This window comes from Paenibacillus sp. PAMC21692, assembly GCF_014303795.1.
GTDB classification, from domain to species: domain Bacteria; phylum Bacillota; class Bacilli; order Paenibacillales; family Paenibacillaceae; genus Pristimantibacillus; species Pristimantibacillus agaridevorans.
Map to the genome: position 1 here is coordinate 8,160,978 of NZ_CP060293.1, position 22,685 is coordinate 8,183,662.

The 22,685-nt window shown below is 55.0% G+C and carries 18 protein-coding genes; 2 read left to right on the top strand and 16 right to left on the bottom strand.

The window, feature by feature from the left end; translation table 11 throughout:
* Positions 1–253: 253 nt before the first annotated feature.
* The 13 genes from H7F31_RS32415 to H7F31_RS32475 form a co-directional block, all read right to left on the bottom strand.
* Entirely contained in the window at positions 254–2,371 is a 2,118-nt protein-coding gene (locus H7F31_RS32415; RefSeq protein ID WP_261800218.1) for an assimilatory nitrate reductase catalytic subunit NasC, read from the bottom strand.
* Positions 2,364–4,565, bottom strand: a complete 2,202-nt coding sequence (gene nirB, locus H7F31_RS32420; protein WP_187102207.1) for a nitrite reductase large subunit NirB — start codon at positions 4,563–4,565, stop codon at positions 2,364–2,366. Before nirB ends, H7F31_RS32415 begins: the two co-directional genes overlap by 8 nt.
* A 215-nt stretch (positions 4,566–4,780) precedes the next feature.
* Positions 4,781–5,452, bottom strand: a complete 672-nt coding sequence (locus tag H7F31_RS32425; RefSeq protein WP_187102208.1) for an HAD family hydrolase — start codon at positions 5,450–5,452, stop codon at positions 4,781–4,783.
* A 34-nt stretch (positions 5,453–5,486) separates the two neighbouring features.
* The gene (locus tag H7F31_RS32430; protein ID WP_187102209.1) at positions 5,487–6,776 is read right to left on the bottom strand and encodes a class II aldolase/adducin family protein; all 1,290 of its coding nucleotides are present in this window, start codon (positions 6,774–6,776) and stop codon (positions 5,487–5,489) included.
* Between the two features lie 310 nt (positions 6,777–7,086).
* Positions 7,087–8,622 carry an MFS transporter gene (locus H7F31_RS32435; protein WP_261800219.1) on the bottom strand — a complete coding sequence of 512 codons (1,536 nt, stop codon included), beginning with the start codon at positions 8,620–8,622 and terminating at the stop codon, positions 7,087–7,089.
* Positions 8,623–8,703: 81 nt separating this feature from the next.
* Positions 8,704–9,372 carry a hypothetical protein gene (locus tag H7F31_RS32440; protein ID WP_187102210.1) on the bottom strand — a complete coding sequence of 223 codons (669 nt, stop codon included), beginning with the start codon at positions 9,370–9,372 and terminating at the stop codon, positions 8,704–8,706.
* Positions 9,365–10,117, bottom strand: a complete 753-nt coding sequence (locus H7F31_RS32445; RefSeq protein WP_187102211.1) for a hypothetical protein — start codon at positions 10,115–10,117, stop codon at positions 9,365–9,367. Before H7F31_RS32445 ends, H7F31_RS32440 begins: the two co-directional genes overlap by 8 nt.
* A gap of 17 nt (positions 10,118–10,134) precedes the next feature.
* A complete protein-coding gene (locus H7F31_RS32450; protein ID WP_187102212.1) occupies positions 10,135–10,758 on the bottom strand; it encodes a YhbD family protein in 624 nt (207 codons plus the stop codon).
* A 743-nt stretch (positions 10,759–11,501) separates the two neighbouring features.
* On the bottom strand, positions 11,502–12,143 hold the full coding sequence (locus tag H7F31_RS32455; RefSeq protein ID WP_261800220.1) for a hypothetical protein: 642 nt from the start codon (positions 12,141–12,143) through the stop codon (positions 11,502–11,504).
* Positions 12,144–12,397: 254 nt separating this feature from the next.
* Entirely contained in the window at positions 12,398–13,471 is a 1,074-nt protein-coding gene (locus H7F31_RS32460; RefSeq protein WP_187102214.1) for an ABC transporter substrate-binding protein, read from the bottom strand.
* Positions 13,468–14,274: an ABC transporter permease gene (locus H7F31_RS32465; protein WP_187102215.1), complete on the bottom strand. Its 807-nt coding sequence runs from the start codon at positions 14,272–14,274 to the stop codon at positions 13,468–13,470. Before H7F31_RS32465 ends, H7F31_RS32460 begins: the two co-directional genes overlap by 4 nt.
* Positions 14,261–15,079 (bottom strand): ABC transporter permease, encoded by an 819-nt coding sequence (locus H7F31_RS32470; RefSeq protein WP_108995349.1) that lies wholly within the window; start codon positions 15,077–15,079, stop codon positions 14,261–14,263. The genes H7F31_RS32465 and H7F31_RS32470 overlap by 14 nt, the downstream gene beginning before the upstream one ends.
* Positions 15,069–16,292 (bottom strand): ABC transporter ATP-binding protein, encoded by a 1,224-nt coding sequence (locus H7F31_RS32475; protein WP_187102216.1) that lies wholly within the window; start codon positions 16,290–16,292, stop codon positions 15,069–15,071. The genes H7F31_RS32470 and H7F31_RS32475 overlap by 11 nt, the downstream gene beginning before the upstream one ends.
* Positions 16,293–16,589: 297 nt before the next feature.
* Between H7F31_RS32475 and H7F31_RS32480 the strand changes: the two genes are divergently transcribed.
* Positions 16,590–17,294: a Dph6-related ATP pyrophosphatase gene (locus tag H7F31_RS32480; protein WP_187102217.1), complete on the top strand. Its 705-nt coding sequence runs from the start codon at positions 16,590–16,592 to the stop codon at positions 17,292–17,294.
* 704 nt (positions 17,295–17,998) lie between these two features.
* Here H7F31_RS32480 and H7F31_RS32485 read toward each other — a convergent pair.
* A complete protein-coding gene (locus H7F31_RS32485) occupies positions 17,999–20,020 on the bottom strand; it encodes a YhgE/Pip domain-containing protein (protein WP_187102218.1) in 2,022 nt (673 codons plus the stop codon).
* 137 nt (positions 20,021–20,157) lie between these two features.
* On the bottom strand, positions 20,158–20,727 hold the full coding sequence (locus H7F31_RS32490) for a TetR/AcrR family transcriptional regulator (protein ID WP_187102219.1): 570 nt from the start codon (positions 20,725–20,727) through the stop codon (positions 20,158–20,160).
* Positions 20,728–20,902: 175 nt separating this feature from the next.
* Here H7F31_RS32490 and ytxJ point away from each other — a divergent pair, with 175 nt between their 5' ends.
* The gene (gene ytxJ / locus H7F31_RS32495; protein WP_187102220.1) at positions 20,903–21,241 is read left to right on the top strand and encodes a bacillithiol system redox-active protein YtxJ; all 339 of its coding nucleotides are present in this window, start codon (positions 20,903–20,905) and stop codon (positions 21,239–21,241) included.
* Positions 21,242–21,396: 155 nt separating this feature from the next.
* Here the strand turns inward: ytxJ and H7F31_RS32500 are convergent, their stop codons facing one another.
* Positions 21,397–22,629, bottom strand: a complete 1,233-nt coding sequence (locus H7F31_RS32500) for an RNA polymerase sigma factor (protein ID WP_187102221.1) — start codon at positions 22,627–22,629, stop codon at positions 21,397–21,399.
* Positions 22,630–22,685: the final 56 nt, after the last annotated feature.

Sequence of the window (22,685 nt, forward strand, 5' to 3'; positions counted from 1 at the left end):
TGATTTTTCGAGCACATTGCCACGATTTGGGGCTACTGCGGCGTATCCTGTATGATTTTTCGAGCACATTGCCAAGGTTTGGGGCTACTGCGGCGTATCCTGTATGATTTTTCGAACACGTACACTACTTTGCGGTTGCGAAAAAAACACTACCCTCTTTCAAAAGAGTCGTAGAACTCCCATGAAATCGGATAGTGTTTTTGTTGAACTTTTTTACATTCAGCCGGTATAGGACGACTCGACTGCCCCTTACCTAATACATCGGCTCCACGCGCACCGCGCATACCTTGAAGCCCGGCATCCGGCAGGTGGGATCAAGCGCTTCGTGCGTCAGCTTGTTCACGCTTTGCGTGTCGCCCCAATGCATGGGGACGAATACCGTGTCCTGGCGGATCGCGGACGAGTACCGGCTGCGCAGGAAGATGCTGCCTCTGCGCGATGTCACCGTGACGAGCTCTCCGTCGCCGATTCTCAGCTTGCGCGCCGTTGCCGGGTGCAGCTCGACAAAGGATTCCACGTCACGCGAAGCCAACGAAGGACTGCGGCGCGTCTGCACGCCGGTCAAGTAATGCGTCAGCACCCGGCCCGTCGTCAGATACAAAGGGTATTCCCCATCCGTCATCTCCTTCGGAAAGTGGTTTTCTACCGCTACCATCTCCGCTCTGCCGTCGGCATGGGCGAACCGTTCCTCGAACAGCCGACGCTCTCCGGGATGATCCTCGGACGGACATGGCCAGTAGACGCCTTCTTCGCGTCTCAGGCGGTCATACGTAATGCCGTAATAGTCGGCAATGCCGCCCTTGCTCGCGAGGCGCAGCTCCTCGAATATATCCTCGGCCTTGTCGTACTGGAACCAGCGATCCCTGCCCAGCAAGCGGGCAATGTCGCAGAGCACCTGCCAGTCATGGCGAGTCTCTCCCGGCGCGGGCCGCATCGCCTCCCGAAGCAGAACCCGGCCCTCCAAATTCGTCATCGTGCCCTCGTTCTCCAGATATGCCGTAACCGGCAGCAACAAATCCGCCATTCGCCCCGTTTCCGAGACGAACATGTCCGCCACGACGAGGAAATCCAGCTTCTCGATCGCCTCCTGGACGAAGTTGGCGTTGGGATTGGAAACGACGGGGTTGGAGCCCATGAGGAACAGCGCCCGGATCTCCCCGGCATGCACCTTCTCCATCATCTCGTAAGCGGAGACGCCTTTGCCCGGAAGCTCATCCGGCTCGATGCCCCACACGCCGGCCACGTAAGCACGGTGCTCGGGGTTGTCGATCATCCGGTATCCGGGCAACTGGTCGGCCTTCTGACCATGCTCGCGACCGCCCTGTCCGTTGGCTTGGCCGGTGACCGCGCCATATCCGCAGCCTTTACGGCCGATCTTGCCCGTCGCGAGTACAAGGTTAAGCAGATTGCGTACCGACATATAGCCGTCCGTCTGCTGCTCGACTCCCCGCGCTGTAAATACCATGCCCGTGACCGCTTCGCCGAAAGCCTTTCCAGCCGCGCGAATCTCGTCTTCGCTTACGCCCGTCATGTCCGCGATCTCCGCCATATCCATGCTTTCAAGGTGGCGAAGCACGTCGGAGAATCCTCTTGTCCGCCGCTCGACAAAAGCTTCGTCGACCAACCCCGCCTCGACGACCGCCTTCAACAAACCATTCGTGAGAGCCGCGTCCATCCCCGGCTTCACCTTAAGATGCAGATCGGCTAACTTGGCCGTGGCCGTCTCGCGGGGATCGATGACGATGAGATAGGCGCCGTTCTCCTTCGCCCTCGTGAAGTAGGGCATAAGAGTAGGCTGGCATTCCGCGATGTTGGTGCCCGACAGAATAATGCAGCGGGCATGCTCGATATCGGAGAGAGCATTCGTCAGGCCACGATCGATGCCGAACGTCTTGTTGCCTGCCGACGCCGCCGCGGACATGCAGAACCGCCCGTTGTAGTCGATATGCTTCGACTGAAGCGCCACTCGCGTGAATTTGCCCAACAGGTAGGCCGTTTCGTTGGTCAGAGATCCGCCTCCGTACACGCCAATGCTGTCGCGTCCGTATTCGCTTCGTGCCGCCGCGAAACGCTCTTCGATGATGGAATAGGCTTCCGCCCAAGACACCCGCATCATCTTGCCGTTCTGCCTCGCCATGGGGTACAGCAAGCGATCACCCGTCAGCGCATGCTGGTATGCATTCATTCCCTTTACGCAGAGACGGCCCTCCGAAGCCGCGTTAGGCAATGCCGTAATCGTATAAGCGGCCTCGCCGGCCGCATTTCTTTCCTCGACGACCTGCATTTTGCATTGCACGCTGCAGAATGGGCATTGCGTCTTCATTACGAATGGCGATTCGCCGCCCTCCGTTATCTCCATGATGCTATTCATCCGCGAACACCTCCGCCATCTCGAACTCCGGCGCAAGACCGGCCGTTACAGCCAATCCAAGCTCCGCCAGCAGCAATTGCCGGTTGGATGGATGGAGCAGCCGTTCCCGGACGCCCACAAGGCCGAGCTCGGTTAGCCATTCGCCGACAGGCTGCCCGTAATTGGCCGACATTCGGTACCATTGCAGCAAAGCCAGACTGATCTCGAGCGCGTCCTCATCCTTCAACTGGGAGAGCAGCAACTCGCCTAGCCTGACCACGGCCCCTCCTCCCGCACCCGCGGTACGGCGTCCGTCGCTGCCCCCGGCATAGAGCTCCCAGCCGCCGGGGGCACCGGCCAATCCGAGATCCTTGGCCAGCGTTCCCGCGAGATGCAACGGACTTGCCGAAACGCCAACTGCTAGATTCGTTGGGAAAGCCACGCCAGCGAGCCTGCTCTCCAATGCTTCGCTCATCGCAACGGAATCCCTGAGCGCCGCACGTTCGGCGTGCAGCCCAGGGCTGGCTTCGATTCGCGCAGAACCGTCGCCGGGAGACCCGACGCAATGCCAGTACGGCTTGATGACCGCCCCTCTTCCCGCACCCGCGAGCGCCGAGTAGTAGCGGACGGCGGGAACGCAGACGCCGCACCCTTCGGCCGTGCTCCAACCCAGCCTTCCGAGCGCAGTTCCGACGGACTCCGCATGAGCCGGTCCGGCAGCATCTTCCGCATTCGCATGGATGGCCTCCCGGAGCTCTTCGTGGCTCATGTCGGTGCAGCCGCATACGGGCCGCTTCCGCACTCCTCCGTCCAAGCCGTTCGCCAGCGCGTAGGCGATAATGGCTTCCACCACAGGCTTGCACCCGCCGCAAGAGCTCGACGCTCGCGTGCAGTCGCGCACTTCCGGCAGCGTCTTCAGCCCTTGCTCGCAGACGGCGGACATCAACGCGCCTTTCGTTACGCCATTGCAGGAACAGACCGTCTCGGCGTCCGGCATCGTCGCCGCGTATTCAACGCCGGAGGCGGCCCCGCCGGATTCGGCTTCCTCAAACACGGACACATCCGCGCCGTTCTGAATGTAGCGAAGCAGCCCGTTGCCCTGCGACGTATCGCCGAACAGAACCGCTCCGGCAATGCGGGTGCCTTCCAGCGTTATTTTGCTATAGGTGCGCCGAAGTCCGTCATACTTCATGATCGATACCGTATCGGCCGACTCCCTGATTTCCCCCGCCGAAAATACGTCGACTCCGGATACCTTCAGCTGCGAATATAGCGTAGAGCCCGCATAACCTCCCGTCTCCCTGCCGCAGATCGCCTTGGCGAGCACCTTGCCTTGCTCGTACAGCGGAGCGACCAGGCCGTACGCGATACCCCGATGCTCCGCGCATTCGCCGACCGCATAGATGCCGGGAACGTTCGTCTCCATGTAGTCGTTGACGACGACGGCCCGATTCGTCTCGATGCCGCTCGCCGCCGCCAGCTTCACGTTGGGACGAATGCCAACGGCGAAGACAACAAGATCCGTCCCGATCCGCGCGCCGTCCTTGAATTGAAGACCTTCCACCCGTTTCCTGCCCAAAATACGCTCCGATTGTTTCTCCAGCAGGAAGCGCATTCCTTGCCCTTCGAGCTCCTTGCGCAGCATATCCGACGCGGTGCGGTCGAGCTGTCTTTCCATAATATAGCCGTGGATATGGACGACCGACACATCCATGCCCAGATTCAGCAAGCCGCGCGCCGCCTCCAGACCGAGCAGGCCGCCTCCGATGACGACAGCCCGCTTGAACGTGCGGGATGCTTCCATTAATGCATTGCAATCCTTAATATTCCGAAAAGCCAGCACGCCCGGTTTGTCCGCGCCCGGCAGCGGCAGCATAAACGGATCCGACCCCGTCGCGAGAATCAGCTTGTCGTAGTCCACTTCGCGACCCGCGGAGGTCCTCACTCTCCGGCGGCCCGTATCGATGGCGACAGCTTCTTCTCCCTTATGCAGCACGATGCCGCGCTCATCGTACCAGGATTGGGTATTCATCGTAATGTCCTCGATCGAGGTGTTTCCTTGGAGCACCTTGGATAATAGGATTCGATTATAGTTGGTATGCGGCTCGCTGCCAATAATCGTAATGTCGAACCGATCCGGCTCCAGAGCCAGTATCTCTTCGACGCATCGGACGCCCGCCATGCCGTTCCCAATCAGAACGAGTCTGCTCTTCATGGATGAACACTCCCCACATCGTAGATATAGTAACAACTTGTGTTATATATATCCCGATATCACACTACCCCATCTATAATGTCATATTACGTGACGTATATATTCTAACTTTAAAGGATGTCAGGGGAAATGACAATAGTTGTGTAATTATTCATTACACAACTATTGGGGCATAACGTGTTTCATCACCCGATAAGCGAAGGCGTTATTACCGATCACGCTTTCGAGAACACGCCTTCCGTAAACAGCTTGAAGTCGAAGTCCGACAGCGACTCCGCCCGGTAACAGCGATCCGACGGATCGAACGATAACAGCTTGGTCAGCGTATTCGGCACGATCACGCAGTGCATCCCCGCCGCGACCGCCGCCCGTGCTCCGTTAGGCGAATCCTCGATTGCGACTGCTTCGTCCGCCCGTACGCCAAGCGCTTCAATCGCGCTAAGATACAGCTCCGGATCGGGTTTCACCCGACTCACGTCATCTGCCGACCGGATAACCTCGAAATATTCGCGGATGTCCAACTGGTCCAAATATTTATCGATCCAGGCACGATCAGAACTGGATGCGAGACCGATGCGCAGCCCCGATTCCTTGGCCATCTTCAAATATTCACGGATGCCCGCCCGCACTTCCTCCACTTTCATTCTGGCCGTATGGTCTACACGGATTCGATTGCGAAACTCCGCTATATCGATGGGCAGCCCCAGCTCTGTCGCAAGGTATTCATACGGGTTGAACAGATGCAGACTCGTGCCGAGACATTGCGAATATTGCTTGACGCCAAGGTCGACGCCATGTTCTTTGTAAGCATCCCGAAAGGCATAATACCATGCCGTCTCCGTATCGATGATCGTTCCGTCAAAGTCAAAAATAATCGCTTTAATCATTTCCTTTCCCCTTTCCGTTCATAAATCGTAGGAGCTACTGCAAGTTGAACGCGACCTCCAGATCGCGGATACAAGAATCTTCGATGTGGACAATATCCCCTAGCGCGCGGGCTGCAAGCACGGATTTCGCGCTGTATTCCGCAACCTCCAGCCGGTCGAATGCCTCAAGCAGACTTTTACCCGTTACGATTACGCAGTTGTTCTCGACGATGGCCAGCGGCGTACTGACATTTAACAATCGGGCGGTTTGCTCCGGATCGCGATAGACGGCGTCGAAAGGCAGCTTCGGCGTGCCTCGCAACAAAATATAGCTTTCCGGAATCGTTCGGGAATCGAAAGCAAGCTCCGTCACGGCAAACGCCATAATATGAGGCGGGTGCGCAATCAACACGGCGTTGACGTGGGGCTGGCTTTCGTAGATCGCCTTATGCAACAGAACGGATTTGCTGGGCACTTTTCCTTCTTCTGTTTTGCCATCCTTGATCGTAATCAAATCGGCAGGCTCCATATAGTTGCGATCCAGCCCATAAGGCGTAATGACAAAATCATTGCCCTCCGTTCTACGGGAAAACGTGCCCTGCGTGCTGGTAAACAGCCGTTGATCATAAGATCGCCGAATGAAATTGCACATTTCTTTCCGTGCTCCGTTTTCCAGCGTCGTTCTGCCCTGAGACTTATAACTTTCGTATGCGACATCGCCTTTGCTCCGCACCATCTCGTAATTTTTGTCCGTGAGCAGCTTCGGTTCCCCGATCCGCCGGGCTTCGATTTCAAGCCGTGCGCAAAAATCCAAAGTCTCGAACATTTGAAACGCCTTAAACAGATTGTCCGCTCCTATGACGACGCCGTGATTCTCCAACATAACGGTATCGTATCCCTTGACGAACACGTCCGCGATTTTCCGCCCCAGCTCCTCGCTGCCGGGAAGGGCGTATTCGGCCATGCCGATCGGACCGCATATTCGACGTTCGTTCGGAAGCAGGCGCGTGTCGGGAATTCGGCGAACGATGCTAAAGGATACGAGCGCCGGGGGATGGGCATGAATGATGGCTTTAAGATCCGGCCGCGACTTGTAGATCAGATTGTGAAACGGAAACTCGCTGGAAGGCCTGTGCACGCCCTCTACCGTGCCGTCCGCTTTGACGCATACCATATCCCTGGCGGTAAGCGAGCCTTTATCTATACCGGCGGGGGTGATCCAGATATCCCCTTTATCGTCCTTGATAGACAGATTGCCGCCTGACGTAGTCGTCATTCCGTATTTGTAAATCCGCTCCATCAACAGAAGGAGTTGGTCTCCCGGATGCATGTATTCCTGTTTCATTGCAATCGCCTCACATTTCCGTTTGTTTTTGTTTTTATTTGATTTCTTTTATTATACCGCAAATTTAATGGCGGGAAGTGAGATTTTTGTCACAGACATGCAGATTAAATCATCTGAAGGTAATGCGAAGACCCCAAAAGCGCTCAGTCACCATTAGCTTGAATTGTGGAGCTCCCTTATTACATGCCCGCAAGTATTAGAGTTGCATCAATTCCTAATACAATGTAAAAGTCCGCCCTTGACGACGAGAAGCCCCGAAGGCCCGCACGCCGCCAATTGCGGACTGGTTGTAACATGTATTCCCGATGCGTTAGTGACCTCCGGAATGGACTTTATCGCCCTCCGCTACCGCCGAAGGATCTAGCTTGCTTCTGCCCATAAAGAACGACCCAAGCAGCGCCAGAGCAGCCGGAACAATCGCGATGGCGAACGTTAACGTAATCGACGAGGAGAGAGCGGACACAATCGTATCCAGCACCTCGGCCGGCATTTCGGCGCGTTTTTCTGGAGCCAGCAGCTCTCTGGGATCGCCGCCGACGGCAGGACCGCCCGTGGCGCCGCCAAACGCTTCATTCAATCGGCTGGAGAAGTAGTTGCTCTGAATAATACCGAATACGGTAATGCCTACGGTCATCCCCAGCGAACGGATGAAGTTGAGGGTAGAGCTCGCCGTGCCGCGCTGACGAATGGAGACGCCATGAATGGCCGCATTGCTGAGCACCGAAAACGATGCGCCAATACCCAGACCGAGCAGAATCATGTACAGCGTCACCTGCAGCTTGCCGGACTCCGGAGACAGCGTCGTGACGAGCACCGTGCCTGTGACAAGCAGGATCAGCGTAGAGACCATGACGTTTCGATACGGTATTTTCGTCATGAGCACGCCGCCGAGCGTAGCCGTCACGACGGAGCCGAGCATCATAGGCAGCAGCACGAGACCCGAGTTCGTCGCCGTGCCGCCGAGCACGCCCTGAATGAAGATCGGGATATAGACCGATGCCACGATGAAGGCCGCGCCGCTGAAAAACGCGACGATAATGCTTGTCGAATACAGACGATTTCGGAACAGCGAATACGAGATGATAGGCTCCTTAGCCTTCGTCTCCACATACAGGAACACGATTAGCAGCAGCACGCATGCCGCAAACATGCCGATAATTTGCCACGAGTCCCATGCAAAGGTTTTGCCGCCCAGCTCCAGCGCGAACATAAGAGCCACGACGGAACCGATCAGGGTAACGGCTCCCGTCCAATCGATCGGCTGTTTGGAATGCTCCAGCGATTCCTTGTAGAAAAACGCGATCATGCAGAGGGACAGAAGTCCAAGCGGCAGGTTGATGTAGAACACCCACTCCCACGCGATATGATCCGTAATATAGGCGCCCAAGAGCGGCCCGAAAATGCTCGACATGCCGAACACGGCTCCGAATAGGCCTCCCAGCTTGCCGCGGGATTCAAGCGGCACAGCATCGAACATAATCGTGAACGAAGTCGGCACCATTGCGCCTGCCCCGATACCCTGCACGGCGCGGAACAACGCCAGCTCCTCAATCGAAGAAGCCGTACCGCATAAAGCGGAGCCGATCATGAAGATGATAATGCCGAAGACGAAAAATCGCTTCCGTCCATACATATCGGATAACTTGCCGAAGATCGGCATGCCCGCCATTTCGGCAATCATGTAGGCGGAGGTCACCCATACGAATTTGTCCAGCCCGCCTAGCTCGCCGACGATGTTGCCCATCGCCGTGGCGACGATCGTATTGTCCATCGAAGCCATAAGGATGCCGAGCAGGAGGCCGGCGATAACGATGCCGAGATTTTTGTTTTTTGCCGTCGCAGTCACGCTTCACGCAACCTTTCTTTATTCAAATGAGGGATGATGATGAAACTCGCACTTCCTATTGTATCCATCGTTATCGTGCTTTTATAACCTTTCGGCCGGTCCCGTCTTCGACTTCGCGTGCGTCTCGAAGCTTTGCCGGTATTCGATTCTGCCAATCTCGCAGCCAGGCCCCACCTTGACCGTATTCCCTCGTACCAAATCCGCGCGCGTATATTCGATGTACACCTCATCCCCCTCGATTAAAGCCGCAGTAAGCCCCGTTTCGACAGATGGCTGCATCAGGCTTTTGAGGCCCAATCCTCTGCTCCTGCGCACCACAATGGTGCCGCCTACAATCTCCCCCGCTTGGGAGGGCCCGTATAATCTAATGGTCGCATGCTCGGCGTTAATGACGCTTTCCGTCTCGACGGCGCCTCGAATATCCAGCTTCTCCGCTTCGATCGGACCTCCGGAATGGAGCATTCCCGACAGGACAATTTCCTCGCCCCTGATGCCAGTTTCCGTTCGAAGCTCTCCCAAGCCTCCGATTCTCCCGCCTCTTAACGAGCCCCCCACCTGCAATTCGCCCGTAAACTTCAGCCTGCCGGCTTCCAGATCCCCTTGCAACTTGGCCGTCCCCGTCAATAACAGCTGGCTGCAAGCAACACGCCCCATCAGCTTGGCGTCACCTGTAATGCGGATCTTTCCGAATATTCCTCCGGCCATTTCGGAAGTGCCGACAAGTCTCAAATCCTGAACATGCTCATTCACCGAGTTTCTCCTCCTTCTCGACGATGCTGTCGGGATGAACCGTCAGTCGTGTCTTGAATTCGGCCCTGCCGATTCTGCAGCCCTTGCCGATGACGATCTGTCCTCCTCGCACGACCGCCGCATGCGTGTACTCCAACCGAACGATATCGCCTTCGATGACTTCGGCGTCCAGCCTGGATTCGGCGCTTGGCAACGCCCAGCTCCAAAGCCAGCCCCAACCGCTGCCGCCAAGCCTGCTGACGATAACGGTCTCGCCGCCGATCTCTCGTATTTTACTTGCCTTGTGCGCAAGTCCCAGCTCGATCGTCTCTGCGTTTAGCAACCCCTCCGACTTCACGACGCCTCTGCCGATAAACGTCTCGGCTTCGATGTCTCCGCCTGCCGTCAACATGCCGTCGAGCTTCACGCTATCGGCTTCGATGCGCCCCCCAACCTTGCACATGCCATCCAGCAGCGTTGTTCTGGCTATAAGCGCTCCTTCCACGGACAACTTGCCTTCGCTTCGCAACTCGGGGGTATAGACGCTGCCTTCGATCGTCGTAACACCGCTGGAACGGATGCCGTACACAGCGCTTAGATGGCCTGCTACCTTAGTGACGCCGTCAATCTGTACGTTCCCATATTCGCCTCCGCTCGCCTTGCCATATCCGCTCATCGTCAAATTCGGCAACCCGCTCCTGCTCTCGAAGTCCTTCATCTCGAGGTTTTTCATCGTGGGGATCTTCGTCGGGTTCTTCATCTCCATGCCTTCGCCTCCTTCTCTCATTGCAGTTTGCTCTTCAGTTGCTCTGCCGTCTCCCGCATGCTTAACCTCCGCACCATCTTGACCCCTTCGTCAAAATACAACGCGGACGATGCCGTTACCAGAACGAACGACGCCATGCCCATCTTCCGGGTAAACACCAGATCGCATGGTTCACCGTTAAACTTGGGATAATGCTCCTCAAGCGCGGCCAGCAAAACATCTCCTTCCTCCAAACCCATCTCCCCTGTTCGAAGCAACATATCCACAGTGAATAACTTCAGCATCCGGTCGAACGAATACATCGTCCCCTCCTCGTCCCGGTTCATATAACGTTGCGCCGATATAAACGAAACAATGTTTCGTTCAATCATATCATCCTTACCGAGCTCTGCATCGATAGGACCGTTCACCAACCTGCTCGCAAGCTCGTCGAGCGACAAGTCGTCCTTCAGATTTAGCACTTTATCAATACGAGCCAGTATAAGCTCCTTTGGGAAAAACGTCTCCTGGCCCGTAAACACGGACTTCCGAATAAACCATTCCTCGGGAATGAGCCCCTTCCGTTTCCAACGATACAGCTGCCCGTACGATATGCCTGTCGCGTCCAGCAGCTCCTTCTTCGATATAAGCTCCCTCTCCACGCACGCACCTCCTTATCACGATAATCATCGTAACATAACATTGTTACGTAGTAAAGATGGAGAAAATAGATCCACAGTAGTGCAACCAGGAGCTGTGTGCAACTTGCTTTGTGGGATTCATCCACAATGCAAGTTGCACACAGGTCGAGGCTGATGCGCTGGGGATCCGTCACAGGAACAGGGATTTATACACAGAGCTACGGGGGATCAGTCACATGGACAGAGATGTATGCACAGAGCTGCTGGGGATCCAACACATGGACAGGGATTTATGCACAGAGTAACTGGGGATAGTGGGTATGAGTAGTCCCGTCCCCATGGTATCCACATGGGATACACACAATACGCCGGACACACTGCAATCACGCCGGATCAGTATGAAATTTCATACACAATTCGTCGTCCACACTGCATTTGGGCCTGATCAGTATGAAATTTCATACACAATGCGCTGACCACACTGCATTTGCGCCGGATCAGTATGAAATTTCATACACAATTCGCCGACCACACTGCATTTGCGCCCGATCAGTATGAAATTTCATACACAATGCGCTGACCACACTGCATTTGCGCCGGATCAGTATGAAATTTCATACACAATGCGCTGACCACACTGCAATCGATCACGTCCGATATGTGTATAGGAATGAGTCATCGCCGATTACAGCCACGTAGCAGCCTCTGATATGTCAATGCCCTCTCGCAGGTTCTCCCCACATGCCTGCTCCACTGCTCCAAATTTATATTAAGTCCGGGCTTTGCATAGTGCCGATATACTCGTAGTACATCACCCGTTGCGATTCTCCTCTCGTCACGGCTCTGAATTTGCCCTTTTCGACTAATCTGCGGCAATATTTGATGACCGTCATGTTGTGAAGTTCAAGTTGCCTAGCCGCTTCCTTCGGGCGGATCAATCTATTGTGACGTATCGCTATGCGCATGAGCTCGCGCTCCATTCTGTCATACTGTCTCTCGACCGTCCCCGTGCTCCCATTCATTGCAGCCAAATACGGAGTCAGAATATGCCGCAGCATGGACAAGATAAAGGAAGGATTCTCTTTTAGCTCATCCAGAGCAATGCTATATACCCTGCAATCCTGCGATTGCAAAAACAATTCCCTGTTCAAATCCAGCCTATACTTGGTACGATCCGTGCCATGCGAACCGTAATCCATAATTTCAAACACGATTCGCGCATCGCCGGTCAACCACATGAAATCCACAAAATAAGATTTGCCACGCCCATCCTTCACCTCATACTCAGGATGGAGCCCATGAAAATGACCCGCAAGCGGCCACCAAACCTGCTCAACAAATATCTTGTTTCCAAAGCCGTGCCCACGTTTTAACGCGTCCAGCCGTTCTCCTTTTCTACGCTTCAAATGATACGAGATCCACTTCTCATGTTCATAAGAAAAACCCGCAACCACATTCATCGCCAACCTTTCAGGTTATTTAGCATGCTAGTAGAGGCCACTCGTGATTTGATTCAAGCGCGCTGGTCCTGCTGCAAAATTCACGAAAAAAGCCCCGTCTCCTTGATCCAAGGAAACGGGGCATTCTTTGCCTCCGGCAACGCTATGGAATTTACTTTGCCACAAAACATGAAGCTGCGCAACCATATAACAATGGCTCGCTACTTCCGATGCATCTTGAACTCCAGAAACAGCTCGTTGTAGTGGGACAACATGCGCGGGCCGAGGTTGTCGTACACCTCAAGGCGGTCCGTCAGCTCCTTGTCCGGGTAGAAACGCTCGTCACCCGAGATATCCTCCGGCAGCAGCGCCAACGCCTCCTTGTTTGGAGTCGAGTAGCCGACGTATTCCATGTTCTGCGCCGCCACTTCGGGGTCCAGCATAAAATTGATGAACGCGTGCGCGCCCTCCAGATTGCTCGCCGTTTTCGGAATGACCATGTTGTCGAACCAAAGGTTGGAGCCTTCTTGCGGCACGACGTAGTCGAGGTCCTCGTTCTCGTCCATGATCTCCGAGGCGTCGCCCGACCAGACAAGACCTGCGGCGGCCTCCTCGTTCGCGATCAGCATCTTGATCTCGTCGCCGACGATCGCCTTCACGTTCGGAGTCAGCTCCGACAACTTCGCGAGAGCCTCTTGCAGATGCTCCTCGTTCGTATCGTTCAGCGAATAGCCGAGGCTGTTAAGCCCCATGCCCATCACCTCGCGCGCGCCGTCCAGCAGGAAGATATTGTTGCGCAGGCTTTCGTCCCACAGGTCGTCCCAGCTTTCGAAGGTCAGGTCGCCCACCATGTTAGGGTTGTAGATAATGCCGACCGTCCCCCAGAAGTACGGCACGGAATAAGCATTGTCCGGGTCGAACGACAGATTCATGAAATCGGGATCGATATGCTTCAGGTTCGGCAGCTTGGCATGGTCGATTTTGAGCAGCAGATCGTCTTCTTTCATTTTGCTGATGGCGTATTCCGAAGGGACGGCCACGTCGAACGTGGTGCCGCCTTGCTTGATCTTGGTCATCATCGCTTCGTTGGAATCGAACGTCTGGTAGATGACCTTGATGCCGCTCTCCTTTTCGAACTGCTCGATCAGCTCAGGGTCGATATAATCGCCCCAGTTGTAGATCGTCAGCGTATTGCCTCCGGAGTAGCCTTCGCTCGAATTCAACGCAGCCACCGCGTACATCAGTCCGAACGCCACGATGAATACCAGCAGGAACGTGCGCACTAAACCGCTCATGCCCGCTCCTCCCTTCCAGCCGGACGACTGCTCCGGCGATTAATGAAGTAGTAGCCGATAACCAGCAGAATCGTGAACAGGAAGATCAGCGTCGACAAGGCATTGATCGACAGCGACACGCCTTGGCGCGCCCGCGAGTAGATCTCGACCGACAGCGTCGAGAAGCCGTTGCCCGTTACGAAAAACGTGACCGCGAAGTCGTCGAGCGAATACGTTAATGCCATAAAAAATCCTGCGAATATGCCGGGTTTGATATACGGCAAAATAACGCGAGTCAGCACCTCCCAGGAGCTCGCGCCCAGATCGCGCGCCGCATCGAGCAACGTGCCGCTCATCTCTTGCAGCTTCGGCAGCACCATGATGACGACGATCGGAATGCTGAACGCGATATGCGACAGCAACACCGACACGAAGCCGAGCTGGATGCCCGCAATCGTAAACAGAATGAGAAAGCTCGCCCCGATAATGACGTCCGGGCTGACGATCAACACGTTGTTGAGCGTGAGCAGCGTTCCTTTGGGCCGGTTGCTGCGGATGTAATGAATGGCGATGGCTCCGAACACGCCAATGATTGTCGAGATCGCCGAGGACAGCAGCGCGATGATAAATGTATTGAGCACGATGATGAGCAGTCGCGTGTCCTGGAACACTTCCCCGTAGAATTCCCAAGTGAAGCCTTCAAATTCCCGCATGGAACCGCCGCTGTTAAACGAATAGAACATCAGGTAGAAGATCGGCGCGTACAAAATGGCGAACACGGCGATCAGATACAGGTTGGAGAGCTTCCAGCTATTTTTTCGCAATGTCGATCAGCCCTCGCTTTCTGTTGCCGGTGAGCAGCATCAAGAGCGCCATGGCAATGATGAGGAAAACCGCGATCGTCGCCCCCATGCCCCAATCCTGCGTCACGAGAAAATGCTGCTCGATCGCCGTACCGAGCGTAATAACGCGGTTGCCCGCGATGAGGCGCGTAATCATAAACAACGACAACGCCGGAATGAAGACAGCCATGCAGCCCGCCTTGACCCCGTCCAGCGTCAGCGGGAAGATGACCCGGCGGAACGTCGTCCATGCCGAAGCTCCGAGATCGCGCGCCGCGTAGACGAGAGTAGGATTCATTTTCTCCAAGGCATTAAAGATAGGCAGCACCATAAACGGGATAAAAATATACACCGACACGAACACAAAGCTGAAGTCCGTAAACAACAACTGCTTCGTACCGATCCCTGTCAACTCCAGCACGGCGTTGACGAAGCCGTAGGTGCCGAACAGGCCGATGAAAGCATACGCCTTGAGCAGCAGGTTAATCCAGCTCGGCAGTATGATAAGCAGCAGCCATAACCCTTTGTGCTTCGTCCGCGTCAGCAGATAAGCCGTCGGGTACGCGACCAGCAGCGAAAAAAACGTGATGAGGAAAGCGTACCAGAAGGAGCTGAGCGTCATTCGCAAATAGACAGGGGTGAAAAACTTCTCATAGTTGCTCAGCGTGAACTCGCCCTCCACATTAAAAAAGGAGTAATACACGATGAGCAAGATCGGCGCGACGACGAACAGAACGATCCAGAGCAGGTAGGGAACAAGATAAAAATTGCGCGCTCTAGCTTCCATGACGACCAGCCCCGCCTTCTCCGCCTCGATTGTCCTGCTTCAAACCGGCAGCCGACTGGCTTGCCGGGGCGGACGGCGCTCCTTGCCCAAACTTCTTGTCGGCGCTCCCTCCCTGCTCATCGTCCTCATACGACTCCAGCCGCTTGTCGAACTCCTCCTCCGTCTCGCCCAGACGCATAACGTGGATCGCCTCCGGTTCGAAGGTCAGGCCGATCCGTTCGCCTACCGTCGCCTTGCGCGTGGAGTGGACCAGCCACTCGTTGCCAGCATCGTCGTAGGTGCTGATCTCGTAATGCACGCCCCGGAACAGCTGCGTATCGACGCGCACCTGCAGCTTGCCGTTATCCTGCGAAGTGATCTCCAGATCCTCAGGGCGAATGACGATATCGACGACTTCGCCGTCGTTCAAGCCTTGGTCGACGCATTCGAACGACCGACCCGCGAATTCCACCTCGAAGTCGCGCAGCATGCGGCCCTTCACAATGTTCGACTCCCCGATGAAGTCGGCCACGAACCGATTGATCGGCTCATCGTAAATGTCCGTCGGCGTGCCGGACTGCTGGATCGTGCCTTCATTCAAGACGAAGATCTCGTCCGACATCGCGAGCGCTTCCTCCTGATCATGCGTGACGAAAATAAACGTAATCCCCAGCCTGCGCTGCAGCTCGCGGAGCTCGTATTGCATTTCAGTACGAAGCTTCAGGTCTAGCGCCGACAGGGGTTCATCCAGCAGCAAAATTTGCGGCTCGTTTACGATTGCCCTTGCGATGGCGACGCGTTGGCGCTGACCGCCCGACATTTCGGTAATTTCGCGGTTCTCGTAGCCTGTGAGGCCGACGAACTTCAGCGCCTCCTTAACCTTCGAAGTGACGGCATCGCCCTTCATCCGCTTGACGCGAAGCCCGAACGCTACGTTCTCGAACACGTTAAGATGCGGGAACAGCGCGTAGTCCTGGAACACCGTGTTCACCTGCCGTTCGTTGGCGGGAACGCGGTTAATGATTTTGCCATCAAACGTGATATTGCCGCTCGTCGGCTCCGTAAAACCCGCGATGAGGCGGAGAATGGTCGTTTTGCCGCAGCCCGACGGGCCCAGCAGCGTATAGAATTTGCCCCGCTCGATCTCGAAGCTGACTTCCTTGAGCACCGCGGGGTCGGATCCGCTATATTGTTTCGTTACTGAGTCGAACCGGATAATCGGCATGCCTGTCATCCTTCAACCTCCTTCGTTTCCCTTGCCGCATGGCGTCGTCCCTTATCGCAAGGACCCATGGTGCTATTAAATCAATGTGATTATACAGCATTCTCGCAAAAGGGCAACTTAAATATTGGTGAACCTTACACTATCTTTATGGGCGCCTAATAAATATATAAACAGATTAATATTTAATCGTATCAACCTGGAAAAAGACCCTATTATGCTTACTATTTCACGAAGCACGGCTCGTTATCCAAAGCTTGGCATTCGTGGTAGACTGTCAGAATAGCGAAATGAAAGGGGAATTAAAAAATGGCAGTGGGGAAAACATGGCGCACGGACGCTCATCATCGACGATTCGTTGCGTCTTACAGCGGGGGCAAGGACAGCTCGCTGGCGCTTCACTTGGCCATGCAAACCGGAGAAGCCGTGGGGCTTATCGTCATGCTGGAGGAGAAAGGAGAGCGCTCGCGGTCGCACGGCATGCCGCCGGAGCTTATTGCCGCGCAAGCGGAATCCATCGGGCTGCCCGTATTATCCGCCGCCGCAACCTGGGATGATTACGAGGAGGCGTTCGTCCAGCTGCTCGGCCGGGCCAAGGAGCTGGGCGCCGAGGCTCTTGTGACGGGCGACCTGGACATGCCGGAGGAGGGCTGCTGGCATGACAAAGTCACGAAACTAGCCGGCCTGGAGCTGGGCATGCCTCTGTGGCGGATGGATCACCGCCGTTGCGTGGAAAACTTCATCGAGCTGGGATTTATCGCAGTCGTCGTGACGATCAATCTGACTTTGGGGATGACGGAGGCGGATCTGGGGAGGAGCATGACGCGGGAATTCGTCGACGAACTCGTCGGGCGCGGCATTGATCCCTGCGGAGAGGGCGGAGAATTCCATACGACGGTCCTGGACGGCCCCATTTTCCGCAAGCAAGTGCCTGTACGACGGCTCGCTATCGTCAGGGACGGCGACTACACCTTTCTGCCCCTTGAGTTGGATGAAGCAGCGTGGCGGCAGTAATCAAGTGTGGAGTCGAAGGAACAAGGAAGGCCGGATGATTGAACAAGTCTGATATGTAACCGGATTACCTGGCGATTACGCGGCTTGGAAATCAGGGAGGATCTGTGACAGCGACTTAAAGCTCGGAAAATTTGCGACTGGTGGGATTTAGATCGGTCCCAGCCACTTAAAGCTCGGAAATTGTGCGACTGGTGGGATTTAGATCGGTCCCAGCGACTTAATGCTCGGAAAATGTGTTACTCGCGGGATTTAGATCGGTCCCAGCGACTTAATGCTCGGAAAATGTGCGACTGGTGGGATTTAGATCGGTCCCAGCGACTTAAAGCTCGGAAAATGTGTTACTCGCGGGATTTAGATCGGTGGCAGCGAATTATAACTCGGAAAATGTGCGACTGGTGGGAATTAGATCGATGTCAGCTACTTAAAACTCGGAAATTGTGCGACTGGTGGGATTTAGATCGGTCCCAGCCACTTAAAGCTCGGAAAATGTGCTACTGGTGGAAATTAGATCGGTCCCAGCAATTGAAGTACAATCGGCGCTTCGGACATAATAGCCCGAGAAAGTCGGGCTACTGGCACGAGCGGCTTAAGTCGGAGGTTGATTCATGCACTACTCAACTAGTCGGCACGCCGATAGACAGCGCAAAGGCCATCCCCGCAAACATTCGGGGATGGCCTTAAATTTAACCTGCGCATAAAGCCGCTTAAGCCGCGGCATTGCCCGCTTCCTCTTCGTTCCGTCGGCGCAGCAGCGTAAAGAATGCGAACGACAACACCGCAAATGTTGCCGCGAATATCGCCAGCACGCCGGCGTCGGTCCACATGCGGCTGACGTAGCCGCTGGAGATGACATCGCGGAAACCCGCGACGGAATAAGTCATCGGCAGCCAAGGAGCGACCGCCTGCAGCCAGCCCGGAATCAGCTCCACGGGATATGTGCCGGATGAAGTCGTGAGCTGCAAGATCAAAATGATGATCGCGATAAATCGGCCTGGATTGCCCATCGTCGCGACAAGGAATTGAATGATCATCATATACGTGATGCTCGTCACTATAGAGAACAGAATAAAGTCCGTTACGTTCTGCACCTCAAGCTTCAGCACGAACAGCAACACGGAATCGACGATTAGCGCCTGCGCCGCGCCGATGACCATCAACGTCAGCGCCTTGCTCCAGAACCAGCTCCAGCCGTTTTGCGGCTTGATGGCCGGCTCGCGAACGGAATACACGATCGTGATAAGCAGCGCGCCTACATACAGTCCAAGAGACAGGAAGTATGGAGCAAGTCCCGTGCCGTAGTTCGGCACGTCGGTCAGCCGTTCCACGTCGAGCTGGATCGGCTCGGCGAACATGCTCGCCTTCTCGTCGGACAAGGATAAGTCCGATGTCTGGGAGGAAGCGTCGTTCAGCTTCGTCGACAGCTCCTGCGAGCCGTCTTCCAACTCCAGCAACCCAGATGCCATCTTTGTTGCACCGTCCTGCAACTGCTTCGTGCCGGAAGACAACTCCTGAACGGAGCTGTTGAGCTTAGTCAAACCAGTAGCCAGCTCACCGGCTCCGCCTTCCAGCGCAGTAGCGCCCGTCGACAGCTCTTTCGCCCCGCCCTCGGCCTCTGCCAGCTTCTGATGCATGGTGTCCGCGCCCGCAACGAGACTATCCAGCCCTTGCTTTAACCCGCTTGCGCCCGCCGCCAGTTGCTTCTGTCCCACAGCGGATTGCTCCGTTCCGGCCGCCAGCTCCCGGCTGGCGGCAAGCAGCGCTTGGTAATTCTCATCCTTCGTCAGCTCCGGATGAGCTTCCGCCCAGCCCGCCAGTCCATCAGCCAGCCCCGCCGCTCCGGCGCTCAGCTTATCCGCTCCGGCAGATGCGTCAGTTAGTCCTTTCGCAAGCTTTCCCGCGCCTGAGTGCGCTTCGTCCGCTCCTGCTGCAAGCTGTCCGCCGGCATCAGCAAGCTGGCCGAGCCCGCCTGCCAACCCGCTCGCCCCGGCAGCCAGTTCCTTGCTGCCGTTAAGCAGCTTCCCACCGGCAGCGTCAAGCTTTGCCGCCCCATCCTGCAGTTGCGTCGTACCTCCGGCCAGCTTGGCCAGATTATCGGCGAGCAGCTCCGAACCCGATCTTGCATCGCTTGTGCCGTTGGCAAGTTTGCCTGCGCCTTCGCTTGCTGCCGAGATCCCGTCCGCCGCTTCCTCAAGCTGCTCGAACACGGTCCGCGTATACGCCTCCGTCACTTCCTTGTTAAGCGTGCTCTTCATGGTCTCGACCGCCGAATTACCGATCTGGCCGGCCAAAAAATTCGTACTGTCGTTGCGCAAATAGATCAGCTTCGCGGGATCGGGCTGCTCGGAGGTCAGCGTTGTCGTCCGCTCCGAGAAATCTTCCGGAATTTCGATTGCCATGTAATACACTTTGTCCTTCATCCCCTGAAGCGCCTCTTCCTTGCTCACGAACGCCCAGTCAAACTTGCCGTTCTCCTTTAGTTCTTCCGTGAAATCCTGCCCGATATGCATCTCTTCTCCTTCGAAAACGATACCTTTGTCGGAATTGACGACTGCAACCGGCAGGTCCTCCAGTTTGCCGTAAGGGTCCCAAAATGCACCGAGAAACATCGCCGTATACATAAGGGGGATTGTCAACACGCCCGCTACTGGGATCAATATTTTAGGATTTCGCGCAATGGCGCCTATTTCCGCTCCGAATTGTTTGAAGCCTGCCCATTTAAATTTCATCTTCTTTTTCACTCCTCATTCGTAATACGAAATGACCGTTTTCGATATCCAGTCAATTTTACTCACAAAAAAAGGCAACTCACTTTAACGCCAGCGAGGACTGCCCCTATATGAACAAGCTGTATATGCATAGCGTCTCAGTTGCGGGTTAACCCTTCCTCCAAATAGAATCGAAGCTGCTTTGCCACCTCATCCTTGCCAAGCGGCTCGTGTGTCTTCTTCCAGTCTACTGCGAGCGCCATGTAGAGCTTGAGCATGACAAATGCGGTCATCTCAGGCTCGCAAGGCCGGATATCGTCCTTCTCTACCGCCGTGCGCACTCGCTCGGCTATATATCCGACAACAGCCCGCTCGATCACGTTAAGCGCATCAACAGCCATTGGCGTACCGATCTCCCGCACCTCTTGCGATAGCTTGAGAGCAAGCTCGTGCTCCTCCCGGAAGTCCAGCAGACGCTCCAAGGCGTTATACAGATTGTCGAAGAACGGGAGCTGTTCGTCAATCGCCTCTTCCGCGACCGTCTTCATCTCCTCGATCATCCGGTTCATGATATGGCCGAATAATTCCTCCTTGTTCGAGAAGAACGTATAGATCGTTCCCTTGCCTACGTTCGCGATCTTTGCCACGCCATCCATCGTGGTCGCCTTATAGCCAAACAAGGAGAAGGATTTGGCCGCCGCATCAACGATCCATTGCTTCCGATCCATCACCGTTCCCCACCACCGTTCGTAATTTGACGAAATGACCACAATTCACTTTCGGTCAATCGTTCAATGGATTCATATTAACACGGATGAATTGTTTTCGCAACAGCGGTATAATAATGGCAGGCCCCAGGCCAACATCACTCATTCTTCATGAGATATAAGGAGCGAATCCACAATGACATACCGGGAAATTACTTCGCAAGAACAATGGTCGGAGGCTCTCCAGCAATCGGACAACCGTCCGCTGGTCGTCTTCAAGCACAGCACGACATGCCCTGTTAGCGCCAATGCTCACGAGGAATTCAGCAATTATTTAAATGGATCGCCGCGCGAGGATATCGATTACGTGCTCGTTAAGGTGATCGAGTCCCGTCCCGTATCGAACAAGATCGCCGAAGATACGGGCGTGAAACATGAATCGCCTCAAATCATCTATATCGACAAAGGCGCCAAAGTATGGACGGCCTCCCATTGGTCCGTGACCAAAGCGCATATTAGCGCCGTATTGGATTAAAAAGGCGAATCGGCTGTCGCCGCCTCTGGCGGCGCGGAGGATTTCATTCTGAGAAGTATAGATCCGGTATGGAGAGGTTTATACTTATCCGTATGTAAACAAGAAGCTTCCATACCACAGCTCTGTGGATGGAAGCTTCTTTAATATATACTTTTTTAAGATGCAGCTTTCTTCAAATGAGTTACCCATTGCCCATGCAGTTCCGACTCTGAGCATCCTAAAGCCTCGTTGAATTGCTCCGCATCGCGAACCAGACGATTTAATGCATCCATCCCATAACGATCCACAATGAATTGCACGATCAAATATGTGAACTGAAAGCCCTTCATCTCCTCGAAGCGGAACGAATCCTCATTAAGTTCGCGAAACGTGGGCACAATCCCCCGGACAATAGTATCCTTGACGCTATCGATAATAAAATCTGGCGACATTTGCTTGGATTCGTAACCACCGACGCCTTGGCAGATCCACTTGGGAGCCGACGCGTTGATATCCTTTACAAGCCACATGGCGTATAAGTGGACCGTCGATTGAAGAATCGAATGGTACGAATGCGCCGGTCCAGGATTGAGCGGCGAAACGATCTTAAGAGTGTTGCCTTCAAAGGTTCCCATAAACCAATCCGGCGCGCCCGGCTCACCCGTGGCCTGATGGAAGGCCGGAAGATCGGGATAAATTTCGATCACGACCTTCTCCGACGGCCGATGCTTAAACTTCTTTACAAGTTCTTCCACGCTGCCCTTCAGCTTGCCGAACAAATCCCGATATACGTGCTCCATCTCCTCGGAGTTTGCCGCATTGCCGTTCGCGTCTACAATGTCCACCATATCTTGAATCGTCCTCACGGCGATGTCCCCCCATTCTTTTAATTCTTTCCTGAGCTTCTGCAGCCCGCGATACAGCCTGTTCTTAACCGCGCTTTCGCGCATGCCCGTTATGACGGCGATCTCCGCCAACGTGCATCCGACAAAGAAACGTAAAGAGATCATATGCCGATCCCGCTTATCCAGCTTCTCCAGCGCAGAGCCGATATCGATACGGATATCGACATGCCTGGCGTAATCGAGTCCGATCGAATGACCGGCGCAGGTTTCCATGTCTACAGACTGCTCCTTGTTGCGGGACGAGCTGCGATATTCGTTTTTAATTACGTTCTGGGCGATCTTGAAAATCCACGTAAACAAACTCGAGTTCCCTTTGAACGTATGCCGCCTCTCCATCGCTCTCAGGAAGATGTATTGCAGCAAGTCGTCTACCTTCATGGGATGCACCTTCATCGCCAAGTAATTGCGAATTGCCGGCCGATATTGCCGATAGGCTTCTTCGAATGATTGGTTTGTGGCCTGTTCACCCGGATAAACAGGGCCGTTGTCTTGAGCTCTCGACATCGGAAGCTTCACCTCCTGACCTTACAACTCATTAGACACCGCCGCACGGCAAAAAG